Source organism: Candidatus Bathyarchaeia archaeon (assembly GCA_035935655.1).
GTDB lineage: Archaea > Thermoproteota > Bathyarchaeia > 40CM-2-53-6 > 40CM-2-53-6 > 40CM-2-53-6.
Genome location: DASYWW010000018.1, coordinates 24,099 through 42,684 on the forward strand (window position 1 = coordinate 24,099; position 18,586 = coordinate 42,684).

General features: G+C 50.7%; 15 protein-coding genes, 1 rRNA gene, 1 other RNA gene and 1 pseudogene. 8 read left to right on the top strand and 10 right to left on the bottom strand.

The window, feature by feature from the left end:
• Positions 1-12: 12 nt before the first annotated feature.
• From VGS11_04045 to VGS11_04070, 6 genes are all read right to left on the bottom strand, one after another.
• Positions 13-498, bottom strand: a complete 486-nt coding sequence (locus VGS11_04045) for a hypothetical protein (protein HEV2119267.1) — start codon at positions 496-498, stop codon at positions 13-15.
• Between the two features lie 117 nt (positions 499-615).
• Positions 616-1,053 carry an SRPBCC domain-containing protein gene (locus VGS11_04050; protein HEV2119268.1) on the bottom strand — a complete coding sequence of 146 codons (438 nt, stop codon included), beginning with the start codon at positions 1,051-1,053 and terminating at the stop codon, positions 616-618.
• 78 nt (positions 1,054-1,131) lie between these two features.
• Positions 1,132-1,845 carry a hypothetical protein gene (locus VGS11_04055; protein HEV2119269.1) on the bottom strand — a complete coding sequence of 238 codons (714 nt, stop codon included), beginning with the start codon at positions 1,843-1,845 and terminating at the stop codon, positions 1,132-1,134.
• A gap of 51 nt (positions 1,846-1,896) precedes the next feature.
• Entirely contained in the window at positions 1,897-3,162 is a 1,266-nt protein-coding gene (locus tag VGS11_04060) for a cation:proton antiporter (protein HEV2119270.1), read from the bottom strand.
• A 12-nt stretch (positions 3,163-3,174) separates the two neighbouring features.
• Complete coding sequence (locus VGS11_04065; protein HEV2119271.1) at positions 3,175-3,558, bottom strand: hypothetical protein; 384 nt, start codon at positions 3,556-3,558, stop codon at positions 3,175-3,177.
• Positions 3,559-3,672: 114 nt separating this feature from the next.
• Positions 3,673-4,050, bottom strand: coding sequence for a hypothetical protein (locus VGS11_04070; protein ID HEV2119272.1), 378 nt, complete (start codon positions 4,048-4,050; stop codon positions 3,673-3,675).
• Between the two features lie 188 nt (positions 4,051-4,238).
• Between VGS11_04070 and VGS11_04075 the strand changes: the two genes are divergently transcribed.
• From VGS11_04075 to VGS11_04085, 3 genes and pseudogenes are all read left to right on the top strand, one after another.
• Positions 4,239-4,697, top strand: a complete 459-nt coding sequence (locus tag VGS11_04075; GenBank protein HEV2119273.1) for an FAD-dependent thymidylate synthase — start codon at positions 4,239-4,241, stop codon at positions 4,695-4,697.
• 5 nt (positions 4,698-4,702) lie between these two features.
• Positions 4,703-4,894, top strand: a pseudogene (locus VGS11_04080) (FAD-dependent thymidylate synthase).
• A gap of 609 nt (positions 4,895-5,503) precedes the next feature.
• The gene (locus VGS11_04085) at positions 5,504-6,499 is read left to right on the top strand and encodes an FAD-dependent thymidylate synthase (GenBank protein HEV2119274.1); all 996 of its coding nucleotides are present in this window, start codon (positions 5,504-5,506) and stop codon (positions 6,497-6,499) included.
• A gap of 15 nt (positions 6,500-6,514) precedes the next feature.
• On the opposite strand, the gene VGS11_04090 is transcribed toward VGS11_04085, so the two are convergent.
• Together VGS11_04090 and VGS11_04095 are read right to left on the bottom strand one after the other, a co-directional pair.
• A complete protein-coding gene (locus VGS11_04090) occupies positions 6,515-7,093 on the bottom strand; it encodes a GtrA family protein (GenBank protein HEV2119275.1) in 579 nt (192 codons plus the stop codon).
• Positions 7,094-7,246: 153 nt separating this feature from the next.
• Positions 7,247-10,849 carry a 2-oxoacid:acceptor oxidoreductase family protein gene (locus VGS11_04095; GenBank protein ID HEV2119276.1) on the bottom strand — a complete coding sequence of 1,201 codons (3,603 nt, stop codon included), beginning with the start codon at positions 10,847-10,849 and terminating at the stop codon, positions 7,247-7,249.
• Between the two features lie 23 nt (positions 10,850-10,872).
• On the opposite strand from VGS11_04095, the gene VGS11_04100 reads away from it, so the two are divergent.
• The 5 genes from VGS11_04100 (at position 10,873) to VGS11_04120 (ending at position 17,296) form a co-directional block, all read left to right on the top strand.
• Positions 10,873-12,072, top strand: coding sequence for a hypothetical protein (locus VGS11_04100; protein ID HEV2119277.1), 1,200 nt, complete (start codon positions 10,873-10,875; stop codon positions 12,070-12,072).
• Between the two features lie 102 nt (positions 12,073-12,174).
• Positions 12,175-13,215: a DUF6789 family protein gene (locus VGS11_04105; GenBank protein HEV2119278.1), complete on the top strand. Its 1,041-nt coding sequence runs from the start codon at positions 12,175-12,177 to the stop codon at positions 13,213-13,215.
• Positions 13,216-13,377: 162 nt separating this feature from the next.
• Complete coding sequence (locus VGS11_04110; GenBank protein HEV2119279.1) at positions 13,378-15,654, top strand: NosD domain-containing protein; 2,277 nt, start codon at positions 13,378-13,380, stop codon at positions 15,652-15,654.
• A 76-nt stretch (positions 15,655-15,730) separates the two neighbouring features.
• Positions 15,731-16,273, top strand: a complete 543-nt coding sequence (locus VGS11_04115; protein ID HEV2119280.1) for a DUF1697 domain-containing protein — start codon at positions 15,731-15,733, stop codon at positions 16,271-16,273.
• 276 nt (positions 16,274-16,549) lie between these two features.
• Positions 16,550-17,296 carry a PKD domain-containing protein gene (locus VGS11_04120; protein ID HEV2119281.1) on the top strand — a complete coding sequence of 249 codons (747 nt, stop codon included), beginning with the start codon at positions 16,550-16,552 and terminating at the stop codon, positions 17,294-17,296.
• 318 nt (positions 17,297-17,614) lie between these two features.
• Here the strand turns inward: VGS11_04120 and rnpB are convergent.
• Positions 17,615-17,932, bottom strand: an RNA gene (rnpB, locus tag VGS11_04125) — RNase P RNA component.
• A gap of 77 nt (positions 17,933-18,009) precedes the next feature.
• A 23S ribosomal RNA gene (locus VGS11_04130) occupies positions 18,010-18,586 on the bottom strand; the annotation flags it as partial.

An 18,586-nucleotide genomic window follows, 5' to 3' on the forward strand; every position in this document is an offset into this window, starting at 1 on the left:
GTTCGGGCTTAGTTAGACGCTGGTTGCATACTTGTCATAGCCTATTGCGATGTCTCTTAGCTTGAAGAGTATCTGAAGGAATCGAAAGAGTCTGGTTGTGTACCAATCAGGCTGAACGTAGCTGCTTTTACCCACATGGTTGTGGATCATCGGTACGTCAATCCAGCCAACTGGTTTCCTAGGGTAGACAAGCTCGTGAGGGTGCCCTGCATATTTCACTTTGTTGGACAGCAAGCATCCTTTGAAGGAGGGATTGAACCTAGGTATTACTCGATTGTTGAACATCTCGAGTCTTCTGATAGCGTAGTAGGGATACTGGGGCTTTAGTCTAGAAATGTAGTCCAGAAGCATTCTAGGCGCTTCTTCATCACTGTCTATGAACAAGACATACTCGTCGTCTTTCAAATCTGTAAGAAAGGTATTCCGCGCTTCGGCTAGGTTTGGTATCGGCTGAGGACCTTTCCAGTCTCTGCCTAAGTCAACGACTCGAAACTTCATCCCTAAGTTTCCTTAACGGTGTCACGTAGACCAACTGAATGGGTCGAATAGAAATGTTGTTCAACTTCTATTGCCAAACCATCTGCTGAATCTTTTCCTAAAAGAATCTGTCGGCAATCAATAGGTTTTCTCGGCTCGCTCCTTCAGAGCACGATTCATCGCTTCAAATCCCTTTTTTGTGTCTCTGTCGAGGCTTTTCGCCATGAATGGAACCAGCAATCCTGTAAACCTTTCATGCTGAACAAAACGGATTCCCTTCTCATCTAATGCCTCAATCGTAAAGCAGTGTTCACCATTAAACAAGCCCGGAATCCAGAGTTTTCCGAGCCAACACATCTCACGATTCGTCTCCACATTGACCATCTTCGGCTTGAAGCTCATCGCTCTTCCTCCAGGAGGCTCAAGCCGAACCTCAAGCTTCGCCCCTATCCTTGGCTCCCCTGCCATCTGTTTGATGAACGGGTTCCATTCTGGGAACTTGGCAAAATCTGTCAATACCTCCCAGACCCGTTCCGCAGGGGCCTCAATCACTATCTCAGACGAGACCTCTTTCAAGACTTACCACTCAAAATGTCCTCAGACAGGCTGAAGTGTCTTTCGGAGGTTATTCCAAGCGCTGTTTTTGGCATAAGACTAGTTGAGGTTGGAATAGAGTCTGTAGTATATCGCCGCGTAAATTATCGCTGGAACGAATCCGAGGAGACCTACGATCAGAGCTTGAAACTCAAAGGCTTGAGCGACATATTGATCCGACCCCTCTCGATATGCTATCAACAACGAATCGTGTTGGCCAGGAAAATTAATCGTTATGTCATAAGTTAGTAGTGAGAAAACCAGAACGCTCATCGCAACTCCAGCAGCGGCCGCCGCTAGCGTTAGTAGTCGTCCCGGCATCTTTTGTAGAAAAAAGATGAAGAACATGAGCGCTATACTCGTCAGGATCGTACCCGCAGCCCCGATTGCGAAGAACGTTGTCAAATAGGGAACGAGAGCTTTCGTCAGAGCATCGTCAGGAGCCCATATGAGAGAAAAGATGCTCCCGGGAACAGAAAGGAAGAACAGGGTATAGACAACTGATTCGACAAAGGTCAGAAAGACACCGGCGACAAAAAGGGCTGCTCCAATTACCACGCTCTTAGCTTGAGCTTTGCCATAGGACTCACGCCCCATGATCGTCAGCATGATTCCGACGAGAGCGATTAGACCCCCTACAGGGCCTACTACCGGGATCGGAGAGAACAATATTCCGAAAATGATTAGCGCCAGACCGGTCTCAGTCTGCTCAAGCTGTCTACCCCTCTCGTAATTCATTATTGCAAAAGCTTCGGATCCGGAGTCTTTTGTCAACGTCCAGCCCAAGAACTAGAGGAGACTCAGGCTAAAAGATAGGGGCCCAATCTAGAGCAATTCCCACCCCTTCTTCTTCACGTACCTCAGCCAGAATCCTGCAATCAACGAGGTAACGATCGCCGTCAGAACGAGTACAACGAAGAATGTTTCCGAAATTAGACCAAGGTCGAAGGCGACGGTTGCGAGAACGATTCCTGGCCCGCCTCTTGCATTGAGAGCTATAGCAAGGTTGAGGCTCGGCAGCCTCTTCTGTTTGATCAGCCTTCCCACCGCTAACGCCCCTCCACCTTTGAGTGCGGTAGAGAACAGCATGAATCCCAGAAAGAAGAGAATATCGAATGAGTGAACTAGATCAAGCTTCAATCCGACAACGGCAAAATAAACGGGTGTGAAAACGGCTAAGGATATTGATTTGACCTGAGATTTCGCGAGCGCGAAGACTTCCTCGGGCATCATTCCAATTGCTATTCCGGCTAGAAACGCGCCGAAGACAATGTTCACGTTGAGAAGGCTCGCCAATGCCACCATTGAGAAGCAGAGAAACAGGGCATACCTTGACGGGTGATATTTGATCAGAACGTCAAACCTGGACCTTATCGTGTAGCGGATCAGTCTGGGTAGACCCAGCAGAGCCCCTCCGAAAAACGCGACAGTTACAAAAGCAGTGTAGCCAATCAGGGATAGTGATGCAGAGGCGGAAGCCCCAACACTTGTGGCGATAGCCAGCGCCCCGAACTGGATGATATCCTCGACTGTGGCAATCGCCAGAACGATCTTGGCAAATCGCGTGTCCATGATCTTCAGATCAATGAAGATTTTCGAGATCACCGGGATTGACGTGACGGAGACCCCGATGCCGACGATTATGGCCAGCGAGAGCATGTTCCCGTTTGGCCCCGTGTACGGCGAGAAGTTGTAGACGAAGGGAATAAGCATTCCAATAATGAACGGAACAACAGTAGCACCAATCAAGAACGAGGTAGCGATCTTGTGATCCTCTTTCGAGAAGGCTCTCTGGATCTCGAAACCAGATATGAACATCAAAAGAACCAGCCCGATGTAGGAGATTACGGAAATCAGCTGGCCTTCCGAGGGGAACGCGCCGAAGATCCAGTTCTCAGCATCAGGTGCAACATACCCGAGAAAGGTTGGGCCGAGAACTAGTCCACCGAAGATTTCTCCGATTACGCGTGGAAGCTTGGCTTCATAGAGTAGGAAGCCGAAAGAATGAGCGGTGAAGAGTATGAGAACCATGGCAATGAAAAATCTGGTCAGCTCTAGACTGGATAGAGTGAATGTGCTGACGAGACTCATTGAGTCTCGGCTCTACATAGAGAATTCTCTAGGGTCGACCGAGAGGTTGACTTCTTTCAGAAACGCCGGTGAATCAGGCGATTGGCCACTGACCGCGAATACCGCGTGAAGGTGAACCTTGAACTTCACAGCCTTCGTTTCTCCGCGAAAGTCCATCCGAACCTCACCTGGCTTTCCCGGGCTTGTCTTCTCGTGAGTGAGTTTTAGCATCGGATCTCGACGAGGAAACCAGTCCAACACACTCTGGCGGAGAGTGTCAGGTGCCGAGTTCATACTGATGCCTTTGTGCTTCTGGCTGAAGTTCTCCATCAACGCCTTGCGAGATTCCTTCGTCACGTTCTCAATGTAGGTGTAGGTCTTCTGGAGCACCTGGCTTCCCTTTAGCATGTCAGTCATGTTTCGCGCGCTCTTCTCATGGCCTAGGATTTGACTGGCTTCCGCTGTTCTTCATTCGTATAATAACTGGAGGGTCTTTGGCTAATGTCGAGGATGTGAGTAAGACAGCTGGGCTTAGTGTACTGCTCCCCATTCGTTGCCGCAGGTGTCGCAACGGTACAGTTTCGCCTTTCCGGATCGCTGTTCTCTCGCGGACATTTCGATATTGGTAGACCCGCACTTCGGGCAGACTGTATGGTAGATGTTCATCTTCAATGTATCAACAATGTAGCATGATTTTGAGTGGTCATTCCAGAACATGCACAAGTCCCGTACACAGACGGAAGCCATTAGCGGGCATATCATCTGGTTGAACTTGCTCGTCGCGGACCGAAGAATTCGACGAAAAGTAGGATCCCGCATATCCAGGAAAGGCTCTATTCTGGCATCATCCGGAGGGTCCTGTTCACGTTCCTGTCTCGCTTCGCTGTCGGACTCTTCATCTTCGGCCATTGACCTACCGTCTCCCTAGCGTATGTCCCGGCTATGGACAAAGCGCGTAGCTAAGGATACTGTCTCTTCCAAAACCTCCAGAGAGTCACAAAGATATGCTTCAGGTGAGATTTTCGCCCTTGGAACAGTCCGGATTACAAGCGCTTTTATTGAAGCCGAACACCAGTTCTTCGGAAGGATTTCTCGTCATGCGTGTTCGCCTTGTTGGCTATGAGCCTGACCTCGAAAGGGTCTGCGCCGCCGCAATGCGATCATGCTACTCTCCGCACCCAGGCTACGAGCTGTTCACCCACACCTCACAAGACAAGGTTCTAGACGGGGAGAAAATCTTTGATGCAGAGAGAATTGGCGGATTGTTGAAGCGTGCCCTCGAGCTGGGACACTACGACATTCTCGAGCACAACAGCATAACGTGGCTGGCGGAGGCGGACGAGAAGGAGATCCTCTCCCTCATGGAATCTTCCAAATTCTTTGAGACAAGCCAGATCGACGAGAAGAGATGGCTCATCACAACAAACCTGCGAGTGCTAGTCGAACTAGCCCGAAGCACAAACCATCTCCCGTTGACGAAAGACCTAGTCGAGACTCTAAGCGAGGCCGCTCCCATAATCGCCTCAGCCCTCGCAATACCAATCACCAAGAGCTAGATTGGATGCCAAGCAAAGCAATCCTGTTCAGCTACACCAACTATCCCGAACTCAACGCGAACTTGGAGGAGGCGGGAGTGAAGATGAGCAAGGACAGCATGCTTCGTCACGGAAGCTTCACGTTCGACCTTCAAGGGATTAGCAGAGCCGCAAGCCACCAGATCGTCAGACACCGAATCGCATCCTTCTCACAACAGTGCTACGACCCCGAAACGGAGATACTTACGGCAGTCGGTTGGAAACACCATCATGAACTGAGCCTTGACCTTGCGGTAGCTACACTCAACCCGAAAACGTTCGAGATCGAGTACCATCTTCCCACATCGTTGTTTTTCTATTCTTACGAAGGCCCTATGGATCATTTTCAGGCGAAACAAGTCGACTTGTGTGTAACGCCTAATCACAGACTATTTGTAAAAATCTATGGACGCACCCGTTGGGAACTCCTCGAAGCCTCGACGGTCTCCCGGATTCCTCACGGGCAAATTGAGTTCAAGAAGGACGGAGTGTGGCACGGGGGAGAGGACGAGTCGGACCTAACCATTCCTGGTGCGACAATTGCGAAGCAATTTGCTTCAGGACAGTCAACCTACCTACGACAGGACATCACGATTGATTATCAGAATTTTCTAGAGTTTCTAGGCTACTTCATATCAGAAGGATGCGTTTGTGAGTCGCCTCAACGAAGCTGGACGAGGCATATTATCGAGATTGCTCAAAAGACCGGTAGCACATCGGAGAACATCGAGTCCTGTATCAAGCGTCTACCCTTCAGTGCTTATCGGTCGATCGACAAATATGGCTGCATGAGATGGCGTATCGAGGACAAGTCACTTCTAGAGTTCCTTAAGCCCCTTGGCAAAGCACACCAAAAGTTCATTCCCCGCTGGGCATTGAACCGAAACCCAAGAGACCTTCGTCTATTATTCAAAGCGCTCATCGAGGGAGATGGCTCAGTCGACCAGAAGAGCGGATGGACAAGATACTATACTACCTCAATGCGCTTGGCAGACGATGTTCAAGAATTAGCCTTCAAGCTTGGACATGCCGCGAATATTTCCTACGTAGGCCCCAGACGACGGAATCGGTTGGGGTTCTACATAGTCAGCATTATTCAAAATAGAACCACCCCGTTGATCCGCCTTAATGGTACAACTTCAAGCCACCATGAGGTTATCCAGTACCGTGGAATAGTATGGTGTATTGAGGTACCGAACCACATCATTTACGTCAGAAGGAAGGGAAAACCTGTATGGTGTGGAAACAGTCAGCGGTACGTGAAAGTCACACGTAGCTACGGCTTCTTAAAACCGCCCGGAGTTCCAGAAGACCTCAAGGTACCGGTTCAGATTCACGGACACGTGCTGGAACTGAACTTTACGGATGTTATGGATTTGACACGTCAAGCCGAAGAAGGATTTGTCGCCAAAGGCATCAAAGCAGAGGACAGTCGTTATCTCCGGCCGAACGCGGCGACCACGAACATCGTCATGAGCATGAGCCCACGCCAACTCATCCACTTCTTCAACCTCCGCTGCGCCCCCGACGCTCAGTGGGAGATCCGCGACCTTGCTTGGTCAATGTACGCCGCAGTCCGACTTGCATCACCCCAAGTCTTTGGCCCACTGCCCGCTGCGGATGAGAGCGATTACATCAAGAAACGAGTTGCGCTTGTTGACGACCTCGTTCGGAAGGGAGAAGATGGATTCTCGAGAACTCCGCCTGGAGAGCTGTTCCAACTCGAGCTTCAGCCTGTTCTGGAGCTGGTCCATCCAGTCGAAACATTTGTCAGGCGATATTAGAACATCGCTCGTGATCTAGCGTAACGCTGGGCTTTTTGGGCCAACATGTTTGGCCCAAATCTTCTTCTCGCTTACCAAGAATCTTCCTCCGAAAGTCAAGAATATGCTCGCAAGGTTGGACCATAGATAGGGGATTCCGAGGGCAGTTGTAAGACCGAAGAGTAGGGGAATTCTGACGATCAGATCAGAAGACGAAACCGCGTTGAAGAGCAGCGCTTTCCGGACGAAACCCCCGGCGGTCTCTCTCGATCTAAACACGAGAAAGTTGTTTAGGACAAAGTTGACGAGAACTGCTGCTTGGCTACTGAGGACAGCACCGATTAGATAGTAAAGCCCAAAAAACCCGGTTAAGACAAGGAGAACATACTGGTTTAGGAATATTCCTAATCCGCCTACGAATCCGAACTTGAGCAGTATCCAGGCTATCGAGCCCCCTGTCTTCGGCAGCTTTGGAGTAGGAGGGGGGTACATCCCGAACCCGGAGGAAAAACGTGGATCTCTGATCGCCGATGCGTAGAGAGACCCCTGGTAGTACTGCCGCCTGGCTAGTACCTCGTTGAGGGGGTTGATCGGATGGACGATCTCTGAACTCAAACGCTATCGGTCAGTTCTAGCTAGACGCATCCCGCGTGATATAACCGATACTCTCTCAATCGATCATGATGAGCAGAATCAGGTGGATCTCGAAATATCCATTCCGAAATATTGCTCGGATAAAACTTGACGGGTAGACTAAAGATCAGGCGATTATGTCATCATCGGGATGACAGGAAGCTGTTGTCCCGGCTCAACAAGCTGTTCAAAATCTCGTCTCGCCTTCTCCATCTTTGGATAGATGACCTCGCGGAATCCTGTTACAGCGAACTCGTTTGGTCTGTAGGGGTCGTTGATCACCCTCAACGCTCTGAGAGCCAGTTCATAGTTTGAAGGTGCAGTCTTCAGATAGAACCCTATGACGTCGTCTTTGTACCACTCGCGGAACGCGCGTTCTTTCTTGTGCCATCCCCAACTGTCAAGGATGGTCCTAGTCCATTTCATGTGCTTGAAGATCTTCATCAGCCAGTTGTGGGCCAGCCATTGCGGTAGGTCGAATCGGACCTGTTTGCCGAAGACCTCGAATTCGGGTCTGTTGATGTGTTCGTAGGTTATCTTGTCACCATTCTCGTCATCAATATTGTATCGTACCTTGTCCCGGTCGAGCTTCTCAGTGTCGGTTAGCAGGTGTGGAGTGTATATCTCGTCCTTGATCGCCATAACCTTGTGCAAGTCCAGCATAACCGTCCTCGTTGCCGCGTAGCCCTTGTCCTCCCTATCGTTCCTGAACACCTCTAGAACCTTGTCCACGTACTTCTCGGCGTAAGGAAGGTCTCCCCACATTATGAGGTCATATATCCTCCTAGCGATCGCTCTGTTAGCATCTTCGTCCAGCCTCATCGTACCAACCGTGCTCATTACTAGCCGTCGGTATTCGTCTGCGATCTTCTTTCCACGCCAGAACATCCAGTAGGAATGGGAGAGCTGCTTGGCTTTCATATCAAGAATGGACTGGTAGCTTTCCTTTGCCCCGAATAATGTGAGGATCCTCTCATCAGCCACGATATTCTTGAACTCGAGAAGCTGCGGTTCTACCACCATCTTCCGGCCCAAGCGAAAGGCCTCCATGTTCCTCGCTCTCTGGCTGGCCGGGACGGTTTCCATTATGGCGTCAACAATGTTCTGTTCGCTAACGGGTATCAGGCCTTTCTGAAAGGCCGCGCCGAGAAGCATAATGTTGGTGAACAGCTTGCTTCCAAAGTATAGCTCGGAGATCTCGCTGATTCTTCCGCCGAAATACTCATCAGAATTCGTGTGTCTTCGAATATTCTCCTCCGCATCCGGAGGATAATTCATCATCCCCGCCAGCATCGGAATGGTCGGGACGACGGTGGTATTCACCACTGCCGTCGTGTGGACCTGGCTAGCGTATACCAGACTTCTCTCGGCTTCGAGCATGTCAACGCCCATCAAGAGGTCGGCTTTTCCGTTAGGGACGATTGTTGAGATCTTTGCTCTCCCATTAGAGTATAGAACGTGTGCCGAGACTGCTCCGTTTCTGATTGCGAGACCTTTCTTGTCGTTAAACCGGACGTGATATCCTTCCTTGGTTCCAGCCCGAGCTAGAACTGAGGACATTACTCCCACACCCATTCCACCAACCCCGCTGATGAAAATCTTCCAAGTATCGTTGAATCGATGGGAAGCAGGCGTCGGAATGTTGTCGAGCGGTATCTTCTTGACCCTCGATTTCGGCGGTTTGTTTCTTGTGACGATTACCTTCTCGAAGGATGGGCACGCCATGACCTTAGTGCAGTAAGTATCGGACACGCAAATCGACTGGTCAATGCCGATCTTCTCCCCATAATCAGTGTCGATAATTGTCAGTCCTGGGCAGCCTGTGTTTTTGGTGCACTCACGACAGTTCTCGCAGACTTCCTGGGAGATGTTGACGAATGTTTCTTTCTTGACGAACCCCTGTCTCTCGATGATCCTATTTCTCTCTGATCGTTTTCTCTTGTGAAAAGTAATGCCGCACTCCTTGTCGGCTATGATAACTTTGACACCTGGCTTTTCGAAAACCTTGTCCAGTTCTTTCATGTACTTCTCCCGGTTGGAGGGGGGCATCTTCTTCACGTAGATCTGCCCCTGCCCCATCGCGCGAACAATACTCTCAATGTCCTGAGGAGTGGTCTTGTCGCCCATCAGATTGTGTCCGGTCTCGGGAGTAGGCTGGTGGCCAGTCATTGCCGTGTTCTTGTTGTCGAGAATGAGATAGAGGATATCTTGTCCCTCCTTGATCGAGTTCGATATTGCGGTCATTCCTCTCCAGAAGAAAGTCGAATCTCCCATCAGCGCGTACTGTTTGTTCGTCACAAACGGGTCCATTCCGGCTCCGGCAGCACCGCCCAGCGACATCGCCGTCAGGTTGTGCATTTCACCGAAAGGTGGAAGGAACGACATTGAGTAGCAACCAATGTCGCCATGCGCGAAGATGTCTTTGTGCTCAGGTGTATCTCTTAGAGAATGAACCGCACTGAGAGTTTCCCTGTGGGGGCAACCAGCGCAAAATCCGGGGGATCGGGGTGGCACGAGAAGCCCGTATGCTTTGATTTCAGCGAGAAGATCAAGCTCGCTGTGAATTTTCTTCTGGTCAATCTTGACAGCAGGATCGCCAAGCTCCAAGAGCAAGTTTCCAATTTTCTCAATGAGGTTTGATGGCGTTAGCCCGCTCTCTTCCGGGAATCCATCGCCTTGAGGAAAGAACTTGCCCCAGACTTTTGGCATGCTAGAGAGCCTTCCCTCCTGCACCAAGTCATCCAAGATCGTTTTGACCTGGTTCTCTATTGCTGGACTCTTCTCTTCAACAACAATAATGTTCTCGACCTTCTTTGACAGCTCGCCAACGATCTCGGGCTCAAGAGGATAGGTAACCGCAGGTTTCAGAATCGGAAATTGCTCATCCAGTCCCAGCTCCCAGAGAGCTTGTTCCAAGTAACTGTAGGATATGCCCGCCGCGATGAATCCGATCCGGTGCTTCCGACCATCATCATAGAAAATCTTGTCCAACTTATGATCCCTAACGTACTCATGCACCTTCGGGAATCTATCTCTAACAATTTCCTTCTCCAAGTCCCAAGTGTTGGGGGGTATGCTAACTCTGCGTTTGATATCGACCTTTGAAATGTCGAGGGTAATCGGATTCTTGAACGTAATTTCCGAGGGCTGATTTTCTGAAAGAGTAACGCTGCCTCCGCCCTCAGCCAGATAAGTTGTAATAAGATAACCTACTACTAAGTTCGAATACTGGGAGAGTCTAAGTCCTTCTCCAATCCAGTCCTTGACCTCTTGCGGAGTGCTCGGCTCGATAATCGCCATCTTGAGATGCTCCATAAGCTGGCGACTATCACCGGCCACCTGAGTGCTAGAGGCATGCGGATCGTCACCACAGACAATGAGGGCCCCTCCTCTCTTTCCACTCAAGCCGAGTTTGTCAGCGTAATTGATGATGTTGATCGGGTCAGCAGCAACGTTGAGCCCAACACTCTTCATCACGGCAACCGCATTAACACCCACATCCAACGCGCCGTTGAGTGCGGCAGCACCCTGGGACTCGTCATTCGACATTTCTCCCCATAATCCACACTCTCTGAGAATCTCCGCGTTCTCTTCTAGAATCGTGAAAACTTCTGCGACGGGCGAGCCAGGATAGCCGGCCATCAAGCCGACTTTGCTCTCAAGCGCTCCCTTTACTATCAGCTCGTTTCCGTTGAAAGCGTTGATACCGGAACCTTGGACAAAACGCTTGTCCGACATTACATCACGTGGGTATCCGTATAGTGTCTTCTAGTCGGGCTGTAGATAAGCCCGTTGTTCAGTTTGAGACGAATAACCCGACAATCGTTCGGTTGAACCTACCTGAAATGCTAGAACATCCACAGATAGCAATCGTGCTTTTTTCGCGTTTCTGGGCTTTCCATACGCAAAGAACGCTTGCGAATATTCTCGTAGGAAAAACCCTTCAAGCAGGCACCTCTTTGTGCCAACCGCGGTCGGAAAAGAAGCCTTTGCATTTGAGGAAACTCCTTCTTCTCATAATCCTTCTGATCCCAACAATCTCCCTCGGCTCAGCGTTAGACGCTCACGCGGCTTCTAGAGGCAGTATCCCGACCGAGGGCGGCACGTGGGTAGACCCAACAATCACCACGGTGATTATTCCCTCATCGAGCGCGGCTTGGTTCAGGTCTTCATACACACTGGATGTTAGTCGAGCAATTAGTCGATGGACCATGTCCATCGCTGCTTACACGGATAGTTACGGTTCAAATTATCTTCGCAAACTCAACTTCGTCACCTGCATTTCAGGCATCAATGAATCCCTGTGCGGTAGCCCCGATATTCAGGTTCAATTCGTCGAATCCTTCGGGCCTCAATCCGCGGGATTAGGGCTAACCTCTCTCAGGATTCAGAACTCGAGAGTCTTCTTGGCACCAACAACAACGACGCTCGCCGCTTACGACCCGAGTAACACTACACAGTTGACTGATACGGACATGATCAATATCGCCAGCCATGAGTTCGGCCACGCGCTTGGTCTCGGCCATGCAACACTTTCTCGGACAGACGACGGAACCTTTGAGCTCATGTTCCTGTCATATGGGCAAACAGCCGGGAATCCCGTGAACTCGCTTGAAGCGCCGTCTACTCTTGACTTCTACGCTTTGGCCTATGTCTACGATTGGCTCGCAAGTTCTTCAACGCTCAACGGCCAGGGACATCCAACAACGGACCTCTCGCTGCCCTTGGGGGTCCCGTATTCGTCCGTCTATCCTTACGCAGAGCAAATACAAATGCAACAAGAATCGCTTAATCGAAAAAATCTGGAGATACTGGTTCTCACAATGGTCGCCGCGTTTCTCTTTACGCTCGTCCTAGTGTTGGGTATTCTATTGGCCCGGAAGAAACACGTTCCTCCTCATCCTTTCTACTCGGAACCGATTCAGGCCCCACCACAAATCCAGATATTCCATTTGACCTAGGATGTCCGACTCGGAACGCGTGCCCAAATCGTTGTCATGCTCATTGGGGCCTTCTCAATAAATATCCAGTCGCAGGTTCGTAGCATGAGGGGGCGGCTCCACATGAGTTTCGTAAGGCGAAGACTGTCCGTTCTTGCTCCGCTGAGCATCAATCGCCGCGGTCTCACCTTCGTCGGAACCGTTGCTTTCATGACAGGTTTCTTTGCCGCTCGGGCCTTCGCAATACAGAACCCCAACGTAGTCGTTGTAAAAGGAGGAATCCACTTTCATCATTTCTGGTACGGACTGGGAATGGTCACTCTATCCGGTTGGCTTGGCATCGCCTTCAATCGACCAAGGCTAGTCAGAACATACGCGATAATCTTCGGTCTCGGCGCGGGTCTCATCGGAGACGAAATAGGACTTCTCTTAACATTCGGCGATTACCAGTCTAGTCTTACTACGGATTTTTTCGTCGGTGTAATCGGCTTCATCATTCTAGCAACGACTCTTGTTAGGTATCGGAAGATTGTCGCGAAGGATATTATTCATACGAGCTGGAACGAGCGGCTCGTCTACCTCGGAATAAATCTGACTGGGCTGTCAGTGATCTTTTTCGCGGTGAACAGCCTCACTCCTGGCGCTGTATTGGCTGCAATTGGAATAGTTCTGGTGATTTCGGGATTCGAGGCAGCTAGGGCTGGCATCGTTGCGGGATTGGTGGCAGGAGGAATTGCCGCCGTTGGCGACTTTTTCCTTGTTGAAAACTATGACGTTATCGGAAGAACCCTTGAGGGAACGGTTTTCGCGCCAACAAGCCCGATTGGAAGTTTAGAGGCAGCTACAATCTACGTGATCGCTGTCGACGTGTTTCTTTCCGGAGTCATTGGCGGCGCAATTCTGGGACTCATCTTCTCGCTAGTACATGATCGATACTTGAAAAACCGCAGCCTCCGAACTCGAGGAATAGTATTTGGTATCGCACTATGGATAGTGCTCAGCGTGACAAGTCTCGGTTCCGAGTTTGGCGCCTTGTATGACGTCATTTCTACCGTAATAGGACTAGTAGCCTACCTCGTCTATGGCATTCTACTAGCTCGGTTCTATCCAAGATTCAAGCGTAACATATCTGAGAACCTAACTGACACAGTGCCGGCAAGCTAGCTTGTCTAGTGTTCTTTCACGGCTTTCCCTTGGCGAGCTGGGAATCGTATGGTCAACCGTCTGTTTGTATTCGCGGCTATCCCCAACGCTTATGACTTCGAATGACTCTACCAATCGAGTGGGCCTTCACTGTCCGGTTATCGCAGGCTGTTCTCACCAAACTTGAGGCTGAACGTTGGGGGACGCTTCCTAGGGCTAATGGCACTGCTCGTTCTTGTTGCGATATCGGGGGGCTTCCAGGTCCGGCTTGCTTCAGCCACATTCTCCACCAAGCCTCATGTGCCAATTCTGATTGACGGAAATTCTGGCCTTGTCGTTGGGTCAAATGGTGTGGTTTCCGGCGGTGGAACTGCGCAGAATCCGTACCTTATTGAAGGCTGGTCGATAGCAGCTGCACAGGGCCAGGCAGCGGTCAAGATTCAGCATACTACTGAGTTCTTCATCGTGCAGAACATTCTGACGCTGGGGTCTGGTGGAGTCTATCTCATCAACGCGAACCACGGATCCGTTCTAACCTCGAAATTGAACGGGACTGTTCAGGGTGTTAGAGTTGAGGGGTCCCAAGATGTCACGGTGTCAGGGAATACTGTATCATATGGGGGCATATCAGTAGCGGACCCTGATCCAGGCCCGTTTAGCACCAATCTTGTAATATCGAATAATTTGGTCATCGACGGAGGAATCTCGATCTTCTCGTCCCACGGCCCAGCAGGCATGAGAGTATCAGGAAACACAATTCTAGGCCGCAACTTATCGTATTTGGGCATCGACGTGTACGCCGTCGGCGCAACGATTAGCGGGAATAGCGTTTTCGATACCACTGAGGGCATAGTGGTTGGAGGTTCGAAGATTGGGATTAGTGATAACGTTCTGGAGACGACGAGCACGAGTATTCGAATTGGCGCAAATTCGACCACGCTCTCGGGCAACATCATGACCGGAGCTGGGATCCGAATGGAGGCTCCCACGCCCCCTTATGACTATCCATCCTATTTCGACTCGCACTCCATTCAAGCAAACAATCTTGTCAACGGAGAGCCTGTACTGTACTACAGTCGGTGTGCTGGTCTCAAACTGGCCAACAAGACCGTTGGTCAACTGATCATTGCCAGCTGTTCTATGGTTGATGTATCAAACGTGACAACTGTCGGCAAGGCCGGTGTCGGGCTCCTGTTAGCCTACGTTAGCCAAGCGAGGCTCGTTCGCAGCCATATCAACGACAACTGTGACGGTCTAATGGTAGTCGAATCCGCAGCAGTGAACGTTTCGGAAAGTGATTTTGCAACAAACAGATGCGATGCATTAAGGGTTCTTCGGTCAACGGATCTCACCCTCGCACATTGCGTTGTTTCGCAGAGTCAGAATGGGCTCTTCGTGGACAACTCAGCAAACACGACGATAGTTAGCAATCTTTTTGCCTCTAACAATTTTACGGGGGCTCGGTTGGATAATGCTGTCAATCCTGTCGTGTCGCAAAATCGCGTTCAGGATAATCGTGGAGATGGGTTGACCCTTGCTAACTTCGTGAATGGCTTGATTGAGCGGAACTGGATCTCGGGGAACTTGATTGGGATATCTATCCTAGGGGGTAATGGTCTTAACGTCACCGATAACACTTTGACGTACAACGTTGCTGGGATAAGCTTCCGAGACTTCGATTACACTGTAGGCACATCCTATGTGTACAACACGATCGTGTATCACAACAATTTCATTTACAACATTGAAGACCAAGCAGATCACGTACCGGGAATCGTTCTTGCATGGGACAATGGATACCCTTCTGGCGGGAACTATTGGTCTGACTACATAGGATCGGACAATTGCAGCGGCGCGAACCAGAATATTTGTGGGCAACCGGACGGTATCGGGGATACACTGTACCGTGGAATAGTCGAGTTCTCTCTCCCCTACCACTACAGAAGCCAGAGCCCTCTTTCTGACAATTACCCGTTGATCAAGTTCTATGGTGATATCACCCAAGACGGGAAACCGCCAGAATGGCCAAACGGGAGTACGCTCACCTTGACGAAGGTGAACTCATCTAGTGTTTCACTTCAGTGGAGTAGTGCTACCGACGATACTTTGGTGAGTAAGTATCTGATCATCAAGAACGCAACCGTCACCGCTACTGTCCCAGGCAACGTCCTCGCGTACACCGTTTCAGGCCTGAGCTCAGGCTCGAGTTACATGTTTAGAGTGGAGGCGCAGGACCCTGCCGGCCTGACAAGCACCGGGGGGCCTTCAGGCGTGGTTACGCTGTCGAAATCAGGCCAGAACTCGCCCAATCCTTCCAACGGCACCAATCCTCCCAGCGGTTCTCCCCTCAATCCGACGTGGTGGACGCAGAACCCATTGTGGGGCTATTTAGCCGGAGTCGGCGCTGCCATCCTCGCAGGCGCTGTCGTGTTAGTCCGGAGACGCATTTGCCGCGGCTAGAACATATCCTCCTACTTGATCACTGGATCGCACATTCTATAGTCTCGAGTTTCGGTTATAGACTTCGGTCTAATCCATGGCAACCTATGTTGCATTGCTACGCGGAATCAATGTGGGCGGGCAAAAAATCGTCGATATGGAAAAGCTACGCTCTTCATTCGAAGCGTTAGGATACCGACATGTACGATCCTATCTTCAAAGTGGAAACGTGATCTTCGAAGCTGCGAAAACATCGGCGGACGACTTGTCCAAGATCATCAGAAAGAAGATTTTGAGCGATGTTGGTTTTCCGGTGTCTGTTATCGTGAGAACTGCGAATGAGTTGAAAAAAATTGCCGCCCATAATCCCTTTTTGAGCGAAAAGAGCGTCGATCATTCAAAGTTACACGTCACGTTCTCAGCAGAATTACCCGCTGAAGGAGCCGTGGGGAAGTTAGACTCGTTGGGTGCCTTCCCCGATCGATTCCTGGTAAAAGGTAGAGAAATCTATCTATATTGTCCGAACGGATACGGGCGAACCAAACTTTCGAACAACGCGATTGAAAAGGTGCTGTCGGTCAAGGCGACTACAAGAAACTGGAACACCGTAGGTGCACTTGTGACGATTTCATCGGAGTAGATCCAAGCCGCTTGTCATCAAATCTTCTCTCAAGGATTTTCACTGGGGTCTGGAGCTGATTTGTTTAGCTAGCTTGAGCCGGCACAGCCTATCTCGGAAGAGTTTGGAGCTGGCTTTGACATGAATGTTGACGATGAAAGTCGATCTTTTTGACGTGGAAATATTTCGCTTGATATCTATTGATAACGGATCACCTAGCCAGCTCTTATTGTGGATGCTCATACCCAACATAGAGTGGAAACAAGCTTGCAAGGCTTTGATCTCATTCGAGCGTCCTTGCGAATACGCACTTCGGCTCTAGTCCTCATAATAGGCGTGGGTCTCGTCTTGCTATCCTCTGTTCAAGCAACATTACCCACAACGGCTTCACCCGCCACACCGCTTCAATCCGTCGACTATCGATCTACAGGTAGGGAGACTTGCGAGGGCGCAATGATCCTTCGAAGTTGCCTCTTGAGTCTCAAGTCCTCGGTGACAGGTGGAACAGCGCCTATCCATGTGAAGTGGTACTTGTCAAACGGGACAAGAATAAAGGGCGAGAATATCCAGCTTGCAATCGAATATGGCGCAATCATCTACGGGGTTTGTCTGCGTGCAAGCGATTCAACTGGCCATTCGATCATCGGTGGCCATTGGGAATATGGGATAAACTACAGGTCCGTCCTTTATCACGCGGAAAAATATGCCTACATAAGAGCTCGCGCGGAGATCTCTTCTCCATGTTCTTCAGTTGATCAGTCAGTCAGCTTCAAAGGTGATCTTGAATGCGGAGCAGGAACAAGCTTCTATCCGAACGGAACGATAATCCACCATTGCGCTCCACCACCCATCGTTCCCACATGGTTCTTCGGCGACGGAACTGGATCGAACGGTACACTGAACGTGATGCATGGCTACGACGATCCTGGCGTCTACTTTGTTAGACTGATAGGAACGGATAGCTGGGGGAGGACAAACTATTCTCTCTCCAGTTATCCAATCATAATATTGCCGAAAACTCAAGAAACAACAGAAGCGGATTGAACCCAGAATAGATAGCAGCTTACGCTTTGTCCAGGCAGACTCGCCCATTTTCAGCCCTGATCTCGAATTTGAGCCCCATGATTTCTAGATCATGACTTCCCACGCTTAATCCTAGGGGAAACAGCAGGGATCGGAGATCTATAGGACAAGCTGATAACAAGCCCGTATCGCAAAAACAAGCCCGGAACCCCTAGCAGACAGAAACTGGATCTAGAAAAGAATTTCTTATAACTTTTGCAGACACCCCGTGTCCGAGAGTGGGCGAGAGAGCAACAGCTCGAACTAATGAAAAAGATGAAGGGCTTGTTTTTGGGGGCGGCGTCCCGGCTGTAACCCACCTTCTGTTTTAAGCAGCATCTGTCTAATCGGGGAACCCGCGCCTCCAGCGGAGGATCATAGGCGTCTACTGCCCCTTTCACACCGTCGCAGGGACCCGTTTCATCCTCAATCCAACCCGTCCGTCAATGCTCCCCGGGAAGAGGACACATCATCGTCATACCAGGCTGGCAAGGTCTCGTTTCTGCGCCCCCGCACAGGCTCTCACCTGGCATCTCTTACGACCACAACGGTCTCCGCCATGTGGGTGGAGTTTCCTCAAGACCACGACCATGGTCCTGTAACTGCTCACCGGCTCGCCGCCTTTCCCAACATGAACATATCGTGCTGTGCAGGAGGGCTTCGTTCTGATATCGCTCCGAACGTGGATCCCACATGGGCCCAACACCTTAGGCTATTGGGGATCGCGGGCTGAACGCCTCGGCCGAAGCCTTGACGCGTACACCCCGATTCCATCAACCCCATCTTCTATGGGAGCACTCGTCACAGTCCCACGACGCTGTCGCCAGCGCCGGAATAGTGTGGACTGGAATGGTTGCCTATTTTCGGGAGAGGTTTCGGGCTTAGATGCTTTCAGCCCTTATCCTCGATAGCGTGGCTGCCCGGCAGTGCCCTGTCGGACAACCGGTAAACTAGAGGCTACGATACCCCGTTCCTCTCGTACTAGGGGCGCCTTCCCCTCAGGCAACCAACACACCCAGCAGGTAGAGGCCGACCTGTCTCGCGACGGTCTAAACCCATCTCGCATTCCCCTTTGATCGGCGAACAGCCGCGCCCTTGGGTCCTGCTGCGGACCCAGGATGGGAAGGGACGACGACGGAGAACCAATCCTCCTCGTCGATGAGGACTCTCGGAGGAGACGAGCCAATTACTCCCGGGGTAATTTTTCTGTCACCTCCAGCCCCCAGCAAAGGGGACATAAAGGATCGCTAGACCAGGCTTTCGCCTCTGGAT

Excerpts from the sequence above, each read along its gene's own strand:
- VGS11_04045 (HEV2119267.1), bottom strand. The coding sequence starts at position 498 with ATGAAGTTTCGAGTCGTTGACTTAGGCAGAGACTGGAAAGGTCCTCAG.
- VGS11_04060 (HEV2119270.1), bottom strand. The coding sequence starts at position 3,162 with ATGAGTCTCGTCAGCACATTCACTCTATCCAGTCTAGAGCTGACCAGA.
- VGS11_04065 (HEV2119271.1), bottom strand. The coding sequence starts at position 3,558 with ATGACTGACATGCTAAAGGGAAGCCAGGTGCTCCAGAAGACCTACACC.
- VGS11_04070 (HEV2119272.1), bottom strand. The coding sequence starts at position 4,050 with ATGGCCGAAGATGAAGAGTCCGACAGCGAAGCGAGACAGGAACGTGAA.
- VGS11_04075 (HEV2119273.1), top strand. The coding sequence starts at position 4,239 with ATGCGTGTTCGCCTTGTTGGCTATGAGCCTGACCTCGAAAGGGTCTGC.
- VGS11_04085 (HEV2119274.1), top strand. The coding sequence starts at position 5,504 with ATGAGATGGCGTATCGAGGACAAGTCACTTCTAGAGTTCCTTAAGCCC.
- VGS11_04095 (HEV2119276.1), bottom strand. The coding sequence starts at position 10,849 with ATGTCGGACAAGCGTTTTGTCCAAGGTTCCGGTATCAACGCTTTCAAC.
- VGS11_04105 (HEV2119278.1), top strand. The coding sequence starts at position 12,175 with ATGAGTTTCGTAAGGCGAAGACTGTCCGTTCTTGCTCCGCTGAGCATC.
- VGS11_04115 (HEV2119280.1), top strand. The coding sequence starts at position 15,731 with ATGGCAACCTATGTTGCATTGCTACGCGGAATCAATGTGGGCGGGCAA.